Source organism: Chitinophaga sp. (assembly GCF_036569125.1).
Lineage (GTDB): Bacteria > Bacteroidota > Bacteroidia > Chitinophagales > Chitinophagaceae > Chitinophaga.
In genome coordinates, this window is sequence record NZ_DATCRF010000042.1 from 1 (window position 1) to 13,939 (window position 13,939).

The window sequence follows — 13,939 nt, forward strand, 5'->3', positions numbered from 1 at the left end:
CAGGTGTGCGCTGCGGGTGCCATCCAGTATAAATTTCCCCTGCCCGGCCCATTTAACGGGCATGCTGCCCTGGTGGTTAATGGCAATAACATTATCCCTGCCGGCATAGGTGAAGTTCTGCAGCGGGGTGCTGTAATTGCGGATGGCAGCTTTGTAGTCATTATAATCTGCAGCCGTGTTCAGCTTAATGAAAGTGTAAAACTCGTTGGAAGGGCGGTGCAGCTCCCAGCGTAATGCCATATCCATCATATCCGGATCCTTACCGGGAAAGCTGCGGTTGTTCACAATAGGCCCATGCACGCTGCTGTATACCGTATCATAAAAAGCGGCTTCCCCTCTTCTTTTTATTTCCTCAACGCGGTAGGTCAGCTTACGCCATTGTCCATCCAGCTCATATTGTTTATAGTCGTTGGTTATTTTCAGCTTGTACCAGTCCCTTACATCATCACTGCCATTGGTAATGCCCCAGGCTATTTTTTCATTAAATCCAATGATGATAGCCGGCGCACCCGGAATGGACACGCCATATACATTCATGCCCGGCGTTGTAAGCTGCATCTCTATCCAGATGTTGGGCAGGCTAAGGCCCAGGTGCGGATCATTGGCCAGGATGGGAAAACCGGATTTTGTTCTTTTACCGGATACTGCCCAGCTGTTACTGCCCAGGCGCGGGTTATAAGGGCTTTCGGCTATTACGGAGTTGGAGGAAAGAAAGGAATAATCCAGGTAGGATGGTACTTTCAACGGTGCTGCGGCTGCAAACAATGCCGGCTTATTTGCATTCATTACCGGGGTGCTGTTCTCATAATAATCAGGATATAATTTATTAAAGTTCTCCTCACCCAGCGCCAGGATCATTTTTGACATAAACAGGTCTTCTTCATACCCCGTCATGTTATTGGCCATGCTTTTCAGTATCAGCACACTTTTCAGCTCAGACCAGGGTTCCGGCTCATAACCCAGCATCTTATACTCCAATGGTATTTCCCGGTAGCTCAGCTGGTGTATGTAAGCATTCACACCTTTGGTATAGGCGCTGAGCGCTTCTTTGGTAAGCGGGTTGGCGTTTATTACTTTCAGCGATTGTTTGGCCGCTTCCAGGATGCCGATCCTGCGCTGGTTACGGTCGTAATCAAAAAAATCTTTCTGGGAAAATATTTCAGCCAGGCGGCCTGCGGAGGCATAGGTCATAAAATCCATTTGCCATAAACGCAGGCTGGCGGTTACATAACCCTGCGCAAAATACAGGTCGCTGTTATTTTGTGCATAAATGTGCGGCACCTTGCGTTTGTCGAAGTATACCTGCACCGGCGCTTTCAGCTCTTTTCCCGGAATGGACAAGGCAGCAGCATTCAAACGGCCTTCATCTTCATTCTGCACTGCGCCAATAAAGGGGTCCAGCAGTTTGCCCAATGGGGGTACCATAAACATCTGGCGCGACAGCGCAAAAACAAGCATCACTAATGCGGCCAGCGGAAATACCGCATCTGTATTTATTTTTTTCATCATTACGTTTTGTCTAGTTACTTACCTTGGTACGTTTCTTCTCATCTTCCGATGCGGTGTTGATCCGTTTGCTGGAGGCCTTACCACGGCCAAAGCGGTAGGTAAAGCTCAGGGTTACCACGCGGGTATCAAACATCAGGTCCCAGTACTGGTTCAGGTTCTGGTAATGGTCTACCGAATTACGGTTCTCTGAATTAAAAATGTTGCTGGCATTCAGCGCAATGTTACCACGGTTGGCCAGCACCAGGTATTTTAAGCCGGCGCCCACGCTGTAGTAACCATCATAGGTTTCTGCTACCATTTTACGCTGGCTCATGTAGCGGAAAGCTACTTCTGCCGACAATTTGCTGGTAATAAAAAAGCTGTTGTTGGAGTTGAACATCACTGTGGGCGTACCATTGTTATCCAGCACAAAATCCTTGGCCGTGCCTTTGAACGACTGGTTAAAGATTGCGAAGGTATTATTGGTGGCCAGCCAGCTGGTGAGTTTTTTTGAGTAAATGATATCCAGCTCCCACACTTCTGCCTTATTTACATTGCTGGGTATGCGGGTTACGGTTTGTTTGTTATCGTCCAGGAAGGCCAGCGTGGTTATATAATTCCTGGTATGCTCATATGCCAGCGTTACAAATAACGCATCCTTATAAGCATAGGTAAATTCATTGCCTAAAACTACCTGCGGGCGCAGGTTTGGATTACCCTTAAAGTAGGTAGTGGCAGAAAGCGGGCGGCGGAAAGGGATCATATCCGCATAGGCTGCCCGGTCTGTTCTGCGGGTTACTTTCAGGTTCAGGATGTTCTGATCATTGATCTTATAATCCACGAACAGCGAGGGGAACAGCTGCACATAGTTGCGTTTTACTTCCGCATTAATATAATGCTGCTCCACGGTGCTCCAGGTATGCTCCCCGCGCAGGCCCAGCTGAATGGTGAACTTTTTGATCTGCTGATCCACATTCACATACAGGGCATTAATGTTCTCATTGTTGATGGTATAATCGCTCTGGGATGAATCCAGCTCGTTATGCCCGCTTTCATTATTAAAGAATTTATTATCGTTCACAGCCCGCACGTAGCTGGATTTCCAGCCAAATTCCAGGTGACCGTTACCCAGGGGCTGGGAGTAGTCGGCCTTAGCGGCGTAAATATCCAGCTTGCGGTTCCCATCCAGCAGGGAAAGCTCCTGGTTGGTGAACTTATCATTGGCATCAAAATAATTATTGATGATGTTCTGCCTCGGATCACTGTAATAATGCGCATAATCCAGGTCAGCCGAAAACTCTTTACCGGTAGTATCTATCTGGTGCGCCAGGTGTGCGCTGGCGTTATAGTTATAGGGTTTGCTTTTATTGAGGCTGTTAAAATCCAGCCGGTTTGTTTTTACATACTGCGCATCCTTTTCATCGGTATTGGCCATTAAGCGCACGTTATTGGTTTGCAGCGCGCCGGTACCGGATACGGTAAGCGTAGTTCTTTTGGAAAGATACAGGTCAATACCCACCAGCGGCGTAAATGTTTTAGTGGTGGTAATGGTGTTACTGTTGGAAACCTGCTGCAGCAGGAAAGTATTATCACCGTTAAAAATATCGCTGACAATACCGCGTTTAAAAAAGTTCTGCGTTTTCACATAGGTGCCACTCACAAATAAGTTATAGTCCTTGTTCTTATAGCTCATGTTAAAGCCGCCGTTGTAGCGGGGATAGCCGCCCTGCCCGTAACTGCCGTTCACCGTGCCGTTCCAGCCTTCTTTCTTGTTCTTTTTCCGGATGATATTAATAACGCCGCCGCTGCCGCCTGCATCAAATTTTGCAGAGGGCTTGGCCATGATCTCAATTTTCTGGATGGAGGAAGAGGAGGTACCTCTTAGTAAATTCGCCAGGTCTTCGGAAGATAGAAAGGTGGCTTTACCATCAATGAACACATTTACGTTCGACTTGCCGTTGAGCTGTATTTGCCCGTTGGGCGATACTACCACACCCGGCAGCTTATCCATCATTTCCAGCGCTGTAGAACCGGCGCCAATAATGCTGTTCTCTACATTCACCACGGTTTTATCCAGCTTGCGTTCTATAAAAGGGGTTTGCCCTTTTACCACAACCTCTCCCAGGTTTTTGGTGGCGGTTCTTAAAGTAAGCACGCCCAGGTTTGTAGTGCGGGTGGCGCTGCTTACCTGTATACCGGTTCTGCTGATCTTTTCAAAGCCGATCAGGTTCACCTCCAGGAAGTAATTGCCGTCCTTTACACCTTCAATAGAAAACAAGCCCTGCTCATTGCTTAAGGTGGTTTTATAAATTCCGGAATCGGAAGTGTTCCTTAATAAAATGGTGGCATTGATCACAGCTGCGTTCTGCTCACTTACCAGGCTGCCTGTAATGCTGCCCGTGGTTTGGGCCTGCAGGCCGGTAGCGGTTAACAACAATACCAGCAGGGTTGCGCCGGTGTACCATTGCATAAGGGAACGGGTGATCTTTTCAATAACTACTCTCATAATTAAATGTTGGTGTTTTTACCTGCCGGGTTCACAGGTATGGATCTATACGGGTTTTCAGTTAACGATTCATGCCGCGGGGCGTTTGCCCTGCCGTACCAAGTGCCAATAATGTTTGCCATTGCCTGGGGGTGCCGGTGAATAAAGAAATGGTTTCCATCCAGGATCTCTGTGCTGAAACCGGCCTTTGTGAACCTGGACCAGTTGGCGATGTCGTCCACATCCTCTTCCTGGGTTCCCATCACAGCACAAAGCGGGGCTTTTACTACCGTTTCATTTGTTATTTCATTTCGCTCAGCAATTTCAAAGTCGGCTCGCAGAATGGGCTCAAAGAAGTTAAACAGCTCTTCGTTCTCAATAAGCTCAGGGGGTACACCGCCCAGTTTCTGCAGCTCTGCTACAAAGTTTTCATGATCCAGTAAATATAGGTTTCTTTTCTTACGATTTTCCAATGCCGGACCTGCATTTCCACTCACAATTATACAGGCGGGAAACTTGCCTGCTTTTTCCAGCATGTAAGCTACGCGCAGGGCAAGATAGGCGCCCATGCTATGCCCGTACAGTACGAAGCGGGGCGATGTTAGCTGCGCGGTTATTTGCCGGTACATATCTGCTGCGGCCAGCTCAAAATTTTTCAGCAGGGGCTCCCCCATTCGTTTTCCACGGCCCGGCAATTCCAGGGAAACCACCTCAAAATCCCGTAAAAACTGCAGCATGGAGGAGAAGGAATACCGGTTACCTCCTGCAAAATGCAGTAAAAATAATTGTGCCTGTTTCATACGTTCATTCATTGATATACACTTACACTTTCTGCGATCAATTTGCCATAATCCATTTTATAGAGCTTATCTGCGCAGTGATAATATTTATCATCGTGGGTAATAGCTATAATGGTAAAGCCTTCTTTTTTGAGCAGGGGAATGATCTCCGTATAGAATTTTCTCCGGAAATAAGGGTCCTGGTCAGCGGCCCATTCATCCATTACCAGGATGGGCTTTTCTTCCAGCAGCGCGGCTATCAGGGCCAGGCGCTTCCGCTGCCCGGTAGAGAGGTCTGTGGTGGAGAACATCCCTTTTTCCATGGTTACCTTATCCTCTATTTCAAACAGCTGCAGGTAATATTCCCACTTTTCCATATTCACATTTTCCAGGCCCACCAGCTCATTGAACAAATAAAAATCGCTGAACACCACTGCGAATGCAGTGCGGTAATCCGGGTAATTATCTTCATCCACCAGGATATTGTTATACCGGATGCCGCCGGCAGATGGGATGCGCAAGCCCAGCACCGTATGTACAAAAGTGGTCTTGCCGCTGCCATTACCGCCGTAAATGAAAATGGTATCGCCTTTCTGGATCTCAAAGTTCACGGGGCCAATACCAAAAGCTTTGTCATGCTCCCCGTAATAATATTCCAGGTTATGTACGGTGATCTGCTCAAATTCATCATTAAAGATGGTAGATTCCCGCAGCGCCGGCGGCTGGCTGGCAGCTTCCAGCCTGGCTTTCAGATCAAACAAATGGGTGGAGGCTACCCGGGCGCGCGCCAGGCTGGGTAACAGCACCATAATGGTTTCTATAGAGCCCAGTAAGTATAATAATGTGAACACAAAGCTTACCGTATCCTTTGTATTGATCTTCAGCGCTACGCTGAAGAAAACAAGGATGGAGGAAATAAGCACATAGAACAGCACCTGCCCGGTGATCTGGTTCGTCAGAAAACCTGCATAGGCATTGGTATTGTTCGTATACGCTTCTTTAGCAACGGTATTAATGCGGGTATTAAAAATGTAGGCGCCTTTGCGGGGCTCCATATAAATTTCCTTAAAGCCGTCGAGGATGGAATTTAAGCCTGCCTGAAACCGGTTTTCCAGGCCACGGGCGCGCCGGAAGTTTTCCGTATCTGCCTTGGAACGGAAGTGATAGATGGATACTCCGATCGATGCTACGCCCAGCGTTAAGCCAAACAGCAGCATGGAAATAGAGGCCAGGTACACCAGGCAGGAAATAGCCAGCACACTGGCGGTACAAAAATCAATAATGCTCATGGAAGCCGTGGTAAGGATATTCACATCGCTTACAATAGCGGAATGCACATCTGCCCGGCGGCCGGAGAGCTGCTGGTAATTAGTGTTCAGCACCAGCTTTAAGATCTGTTTCCGGAGATCCCAGAACAGGGTTTGCGACAGCCGTATAATGGCCAGCGACAAGGTTTTCCTGATCCATACAAATGCCAGGATGATGGACAGGAATACCAGGATATACTCTTTATTAACCGTGAAATCACCGGCTATAATAAGCCCCATGATCCCCGTTACTGTTTTAATAAAAAGAAAGCTGCACAGGCCGGAAAGGATGCCCAGGCACACATATTTCAGGAATCCCCATTTACCCGTCATGGGTAATACTAATTTCAAAATCCGTTTCATGTTTGCTTAATAAAAAATGATCTGATAATACCTATTCGTGTATACGTTTGCGTTTTCCAGCCTGTGCGCCTTGTTTAATATTGCTCCAGCGGCTGCTCTTTTTCTTCCAGCACTCCCATTTCATAGAACAGCTCTTTTTCGCCATACAGCCGCTCTGAGATAATGTTGTTAGCCCGGCATTCTTTAATGAGCTTATTGGATTGTACAATGGGATTGGATTCATCCGTGTACTTGATGGAGCTGATGAACTCCAGCCAGGGTTCCATGCCCATGGCATATACGTACAGCTCTTTTGGCTGAAAAACATCTACCATGGCTTTTCCGCGCTCATAGTTGGAGCCGGCCAGGCGGCGGGAGCCATCCATATCGCGGGGCATCTCTTCTGTTAACAGCGGGCCATATAACCAGGAAAGAGGTGCGCCATCGCATTCCATGCCCAGGAACAAACTGTCTACTGTGCCTATCATCTTAAACACCTGCTCGTACAGGCGGGCTTCCACGTTGCAGGAATCTGCTGCAAACAGCAGGGTGTATTTGCCAATGCGTACGTGGTGGCATAGCTTGGAGCGGATGTCCAGGTCGGAATGTTCGCCAATGAAAGGCACGCCGGTGATGCGGGTATGCCCTGATCCCACGGTTTCAAACTCTCCTATTTCCAGCACATTGTTAAAGCCCAGCATATTGAACATCATTTTCAGGTTGGGATCCTGCAGGGAGCCGTTGCCGCCTTTGGGCACTACGATGTTGCCTATACGATGCCTTAATGATAACAGGGTTTCAAACAGGATATGATCCTGGTGGTTATGGGTGATGATCACATAATCTATCTTATCCGGCAGGTGCGCTTCCGAATAACGGGTTACATCTGTGGAATAGCCGTGGTAGCTGATCACAGGATCTACCAGGATGCTGGTATCCTTGGTTTCAACCAGGATGCAGGCATGACCGAAGTAACGCATACGGATCTTATCGCCGGTATAAGGCGTGTATTCCACCGGCGGCTCCTGGGTAAAGAAGGTGTTGAACAGCTCGCGGTCCTCTTCCTTAATGTCAAAGGCGGCAGCTACTTCCTCTATATCACCGGGGATCCTTCTCATGCGGCTGATGAGATCAATGCCGGCATGTTTGAACGGCACCTGCACGTGGATCACATTGGGCTCATCCATCCGGGGCGTGCTTAGCACAAAAGGCCGCTCATCGTTATTGGTGATCCACAGGGCTATGCTCTGGGATGCTTCGTTATACAGGGGGCTGTTATACAACAGGCGCTCGAAGAAACGGAAAGAGGGGTAGTTGTTCAGGTCATACACCAGCTCTACATGTCCTTTCAATATCTCCGGCACCTTGCTGTACAGGGTATCCATTGCAAAACCTTTGGCATGTGTTTTAAGCATTTTGTCCAGCTCCACTACGGCTTGTGCAAAGGCTATTTCGTGCGCTTTTTTCTCAACGGTTTCTTCCCTTAGCTTACGGATCTCATCTACCCGGCCGCCATCCAGGTCCACAAAGGGGCCGCCGCGCATTTTAGGGTTCTTCGCTGCCGCGGCATGGATCTGGGGGTTCTGTATATACGAATCCAGGATCTTGAGATGCCGGTTCACAACGTTCATGGCAGAGGTAGCGGGTGATATGAGGTGCGCCCATGCATACCATCTGTCAAAAAGGGGTTCTACTACAAGATTTGGTTTTGCATACCAGGTGTTGTTTTTCATACTTATTACTTTAATAGATTGTTGAATAAAATTTAGATCGTTGCCTGATTTTGGGGTACCTGTATAAAGGCTTCCCGCACACAATACTGCACAATGGTGTGCGCATACTTTTCTATATCGTAGGTGTAACGGGCGTTTATTTTTTCCAGCCAGGCTTTGGTGGCCTGCTGTTGGATATTAAAACGTGTATCCGCCGTATCCCTGCTGCTGTAGCGCAGTATGCCCAGGGCTGTATTTTCCGTAGACAGGTCTGCGCTGTCCATCAGCTTTTGCGCGTGCTGCTCAAAAGTGGCGGCATCGGTAAGCTGCAGCTCAATGTGGCAGGCGGCCAGCTGTTGTACAAACTGGCTTAAGCGGATGGGGTTTGCTTCCATAATATGAAAAGTGCTGAACAGCTCATTTTTATGCAGCGACAGCGCTACGGTAATACCACACACAATATCCACCGGGGTGGTCTCAAAGGTGATGGCGGCTATTTCCTCACAGTAATACCCCAGGCCTGCCAGTGTTCTCAGGCGCTGGTAAAAGTTATTGCTGTCAATATTCTGCTGAAACAAGCCGGTTTGCGAATCGCCGCCAATGTTGCCTATGCGGAACACATTTACGTGCAGGCGGCCGCTGTTCTCCTTTATATATTGTTCTGCCCTGAACTTGGACGCTGGGTAAATGCGGCGGCCGAACTGCTGGCCAAGGTCCAGGTCTGTTTCATAAAAATCAGTGCCTGCCACGTTCTCAATAAAGCCGCCGGTAGCAATGGCATTGGTGGAATAGTGGTTGAAATACTGCACCCCTTTCTTCTTAGCCCATTCCAGCACATTTACTGTGCCTTCATAATTAATGCTGTTGGTAAGAGTGGCTTTGCCAAAATGGCTTACGTTGGCCGCCAGGTGGTGCACGGTATCCACATCCTGTAAACGTGCGTTGCCTTCGGCTGTAAGGCCAAGGTCGGCCAGGGTAATATCCCCGCAGATCCCGGTGATCCTTTGCGGAGATAATTGCAGCTGCGGGAAGTACCAGCTAACAGTAGCGGCTAAACGTGCTTGTGCAGCAGCATCATCTGCGGCCCTTACCAGGCAGGTAATAGCTGCGTTTGTTTTTTCCAGCAGCTCTTTGATCACGTACACACCCAGGAAACCGGTGCCGCCGGTAAGCAGAATGTGCTGCGGGTTAATTCGCTCAGCTGCTTCCTGTTCCTGTATGCGCTGCAGCAGCAGCTCATATTCCATGCTGCGCAGATCATCGCGGTTAATGATCCCGGTTGCTGCCGGCGTAGTATTTACCACGGGCGCCGGTGCTACGGCTCCCAGCTTTTCTTCTATCAATGCGGCCTGCTGGGATACGGTGCAATAGTCAAAAATGTCGGCATATTCCATGTTTACCGCAAAACGCTTGGCTATTTGCTGTAACACATCCAATCCTAATAAGGAGGAACCGCCCAGGTCAAAGAAATCATCTTCAATACCTATTTCCGTAACCTTCAGCTTCTCCTGCCAGATGGCGGTTACACCGGCTATAATATCCGCCGTGGTGAATGCCTGCGGCTGTGCAGCTGTTTCCTGCAGTACAACTTCGGGCGTCTTTACTACGGCCAGTGATATTACCTGCGGCCAGTGGCGTTTAGGTTCCAGCAGGGGCAAATGCAGGTTATGCAGGAAAGCCGTTTTACCAAACAGGTTTGCAAAGCGCAGCTCATGACCGCTGTTGTAGTAAGCGGCCAATATATCCAGGCAAAGGTCGCGGCCTGCTGTAGGGAACACGGCTTGTATGTGCGCGGGGGCCTGTGCGGTGATCCATTGCCTGCAGGCAGTGATCATTTCGCCCTGGCTGCCCATTACAACCAGCAGGTACTGCTGCTGCGCGTCCAGCGTGTTTAAGAATTGTACAAAAGCTGCGCTGTTAAACGGCTCCTGCACAGGTTCCTGTGCAGCCAGCTGTGCCAGGGCTTCCGGGAGGCTTACCTTATCCATCAGCAAAAGGGATAAGAGCTTGCCGGATTGTGCGCCAATGATCTTATCCGGCGCAAAACCACCATTGTTCAATGTTTTGGCGGCGCAGTAATGTAACAGGAAAGATTGTTGTGTGGCTGTAAGCCCCTCCTGCCCTGCAGTTACTGCTGTATACAATGCTGCCATGGCCGGGCTTTGGGCTAAGAACGCCGTTATCTTATCTGCAGTAAGCAGGCCGGGTATTAACAGGAATACCTGTGGTGGTGATTTTTTGCGGGAAGCTATAAAATTAGTTGGCAGTTGCCAGTTGGCAGTGGGCAGTTGGGGGTTAGCTGTTAGCTGTTGGGGATTAGCTGTTAGCTGCTGGCCGTTTGTTGTTGGCTGTTGCTGCTGCTGTTGCAGGATGTTGATGAGCTCTTCCCGGTCTTTGAATAAGATCAGCTCACCATAAGTAAGCTCACCCATGATCCGGTTCATGGAATAGCTTAGCTGCGCCAGGTCTGTTTGCGGGTACTGCTGTAAATATTGCAGCAGGTAAGCGCTGACATTAGCCGCTTTTGCAGGCGTAGCGCCGCCTAACTTCATGGCATATACGCTGTTTGGAGCTGCTGCCGGTGCATCGGCTACCGGCGCAATATACTCCTCCACTATCATATGCACATTGGTGCCGGTTAAGCCAAAGGAGCTTACGCCGCCTGTCCGCGGCACCTCGCTTTCCCAGGGCTGCAAGGTGCGCTGCACTTTTACAGGCGAATCACTTTCCGGTATGTGCGGGTTAATGCTGTTAAACCCTACCTGCGGCGGCAGCTGCTGCTGTTTTAATGCCTGCACCAGCCTGGCCAGGCCTGCCAGCCCTGCTACCGGGCCTAAATGTCCCAGCTGCCCTTTTACAGAGCTAATGGAACAAACTGCGCCGGTGCTTTGCCCGCTTTCCCTGAACGCAGCATCTATACCGCTGAACTCAATAGGATCGCCTAAGATGGTACCGGTGCCATGCGCTTCTATAAATCGTATATGCGCCGGGTTTACCCCGCTGTTCGCCCATGCCATGCGGATCACTTCTGCCTGTGATACCGGGCTGGGTGCAGAAATATTCTGGATCAGCGCACCGCCATGGTTAATGGCGCCGCCTTTAATTATGGCATGAATAGGATCGCCGTCGCGGATGGCGGCATCAGCTTTTTTAAGCAGCACACATACAATACCTTCCCCACCCAGGATGCCATCGGCATCACCGTCAAACGGGTGGCATTGCTCCCGTTTGGACATTACCGGTGAAAGCACGGCATGGTCCTTAGAGCTTACGCTCAGGCTTACACTGCCTACCATGGCCAGGCTGCAATCATCATTGGCCAGGCTTTGGCAGGCGTAATATAATGCGGTGAGGGAGGATGAGCAGGTGGTATCCACCCCTATCAGCGGCCCGCGCCAGTCCATAAAATTGGCGACCCGCGTGCCTACCATACCGGGCATGTGCGCAGTAAGGGCCAGGTTATTAAACTCATCAAAAAAGTGCCGGTACATCGACTGGCCAAATGTGTGAAAGATCCCGATCCGCTGTCCTCTCAGCTCTGCAGGCGTATAACCTGCATTGTACACAGCTTTTACCGCATGCTCCAGCATCAGGCGCTGCTCCGGATCCATACGCTCTGCTTCTGCGGGCGATATTTTAAAGTACTCGTTGTCGAACAGGTCTATCCTGTCGAGGTAAGAGCCTTTCATTATTTCAAATTCCCCGAAGCGGGAAAATATATCGTTCAAACGCTGGGCAGACAATGGCTTAAAGCTATGCGCACCTGTTTGCACGGTTTGCCAGAATGCTTCCAGGTTATCTGCCTCCGCTACTTTCATGGAAAGCCCAATAATTGCAATGGCTGTTTTCATGTTTTGGGTTTTAAAAGATCATTAATTCGGTTTCCTTCTCCGCAGGCGCTGCTTCTTTGATCATTTTTTCCTGTTCTACAGCACGGGCAATGTCCCGGATAGTCAGGTACTCGAAAAACTTATCTATGGAAAAACTAACGCCCAGCTGCTGACTTACCAGCTGCGACATCTTGATTATCTTCAGCGAGTTGCCCCCCAGGTTAAAGAAGCTGGTTTGCACGCCCACAGGGCTTTTCCCCAGCACCTCTTCCCAAATGGCCACCAGCTGTTTTTCTATGCTTGTGCCGGGGGCTATATATACTTCGTCTGACAGGGCGCCTAATTCTTCGGGGTCTGGTAATCTTTTGCGGTCTATTTTACCATTAGGCGTTAAGGGAATAGCTTCCAATTGCACATAATGCGCAGGCAGCATAAACGATGGCAGTGTTTTATTCAGGAACTGCTGCAGGTCCTGTTTGCTGAGCGTTGTTTGGCCCACTACATAGGCTACCAGCTCTTTTTCCCCGCTGCCATTGGCTTTGGCCAGCACTACGGCCTGTGTTATTTCTGGATGCTGCTGTAATGCAGTTTCAATTTCGCCCAGCTCTATGCGGTACCCGCGGATCTTCACCTGGTCATCTTTGCGGCCCAGGAAAGTAATGGCGCCATCTGCCAGCCATTTGCCTACATCACCGGTCCTGTAAAAACGTTCACCCGGGCGGTAGGGGTTATTCACAAACTTTTCTGCAGTAAGCGCAGTATTATTCAGGTATCCCCTGGAAAGACCATGGCCACCTATGCAAATTTCGCCGGCAACGCCTATGGGCTGCGGTTTCAGCTGTGCATCCAAAATGTATACCTGGCTGTTGGAGAACGGCATGCCCAGGGGCACATTGCCTGTAGCAGTGTTAATGTTCACCTTATTCACCAGCTTACCAATGGTGGTTTCAGAGGGGCCGTAATGGTTATATACTTCACAGCTGCCATCATACGCGCGCAGCAGGTCTATTACATCGCCCGTCAGCTGCTCGCCGCCGAAAATGAGGCATTTTGCCGGTACAAACAGCTGGTGTACCTGCTGTAAGGCTTTCCAGTGCGAGGGTACTATTTTTATGCAGTCCAGCTCTGCCTGCAGCATACGGTCGGCATTCATTACATCTGCTGCGGTAAATACTTCCAGTCTGCCGCCGGTTAACAGGCAGGGATATACGACGGTATTGCCCAGGTCTGCCGCTATGGTTGATACCAGCCCAAAGCGTTTACATTCACGGATATTGGTACGCGCCAGTATGCCATACACATAATCCACCAGCGACTGGTGATTGATCATTACGCCTTTGGGCTGGCCGGTGCTGCCGGAGGTATAGATCACATAGGCCAGGTCTGCCGGCAGTATATCATTGCGTACCGGCAGCTCAGCGTCTGTAATACCGTCCAGCTGAATATCGATGGCAAACGTATTGCCTTTGTAATAGTCCAGGTCAAAAATGTAATCTGTTTGGGTGATGAGCGACTTAATGCCGGTATCCTGTATTATAAATTCCTTTCTTGCGCGGGGTGTTTCCGGCTCAATGGCTACATAGGCTGCACCTGATTTCAGAATGCCCAATATGGCGATTATCATACTGGCAGAGCGGTCCAGCATAACGCCTACCAGGTCATCGGCCTTTATATTGCAATTGCTGCGCAGGTAAGCTGCCAGCTTGTTTGCCTGCTCCTGCAGCTCCCGGTATGTAAGGTCTTTGCCTGCAAAAGTGAGGGCTATGTTTTCCGGTGTGCTGGCAGCCTGCTCGTCAAACAGGTCTACAATAGTTTTATTGGTGGGATATGCGATAGTGCTTTCTGCAAAGTTCACCAGCAGCTGTTGTTTTTCCGTTACACTTAAATAATCCAGCTGCTGAATGGGTTGTTCCGGTGCGGCCAGCGCTGCTTCCAGCAATTGTTCCAGGTGATTGCACAAACGGGTAATGGTGGCTTTGCTGTAAATATCCCTGTT

General features: G+C 49.5%; 7 protein-coding genes. All 7 read right to left on the reverse strand.

The window, feature by feature from the left end; translation table 11 throughout:
• A partial coding sequence (locus VIM87_RS01365) for a penicillin acylase family protein (RefSeq protein WP_331995233.1) occupies positions 1 to 1,509 on the reverse strand: 1,509 nt, incomplete at its 3' end.
• A gap of 10 nt (positions 1,510 to 1,519) precedes the next feature.
• Entirely contained in the window at positions 1,520 to 3,994 is a 2,475-nt protein-coding gene (locus VIM87_RS01370) for a TonB dependent receptor (RefSeq protein WP_331995234.1), read from the reverse strand.
• Positions 3,995 to 3,996: 2 nt separating this feature from the next.
• The gene (locus tag VIM87_RS01375; protein ID WP_331995235.1) at positions 3,997 to 4,785 is read right to left on the reverse strand and encodes a thioesterase II family protein; all 789 of its coding nucleotides are present in this window, start codon (positions 4,783 to 4,785) and stop codon (positions 3,997 to 3,999) included.
• Positions 4,782 to 6,422, reverse strand: coding sequence for a cyclic peptide export ABC transporter (locus VIM87_RS01380; RefSeq protein ID WP_331995236.1), 1,641 nt, complete (start codon positions 6,420 to 6,422; stop codon positions 4,782 to 4,784). Before VIM87_RS01380 ends, VIM87_RS01375 begins: the two co-directional genes overlap by 4 nt.
• Positions 6,423 to 6,496: 74 nt before the next feature.
• Positions 6,497 to 8,134, reverse strand: a complete 1,638-nt coding sequence (locus tag VIM87_RS01385) for an MBL fold metallo-hydrolase (protein WP_331995237.1) — start codon at positions 8,132 to 8,134, stop codon at positions 6,497 to 6,499.
• Positions 8,135 to 8,166: 32 nt separating this feature from the next.
• Positions 8,167 to 11,964 (reverse strand): beta-ketoacyl synthase N-terminal-like domain-containing protein, encoded by a 3,798-nt coding sequence (locus tag VIM87_RS01390; RefSeq protein ID WP_331995238.1) that lies wholly within the window; start codon positions 11,962 to 11,964, stop codon positions 8,167 to 8,169.
• 10 nt (positions 11,965 to 11,974) lie between these two features.
• Positions 11,975 to 13,939 (reverse strand): non-ribosomal peptide synthetase (locus VIM87_RS01395; protein ID WP_331995239.1); only part of this gene is annotated, 1,965 nt, incomplete at its 5' end.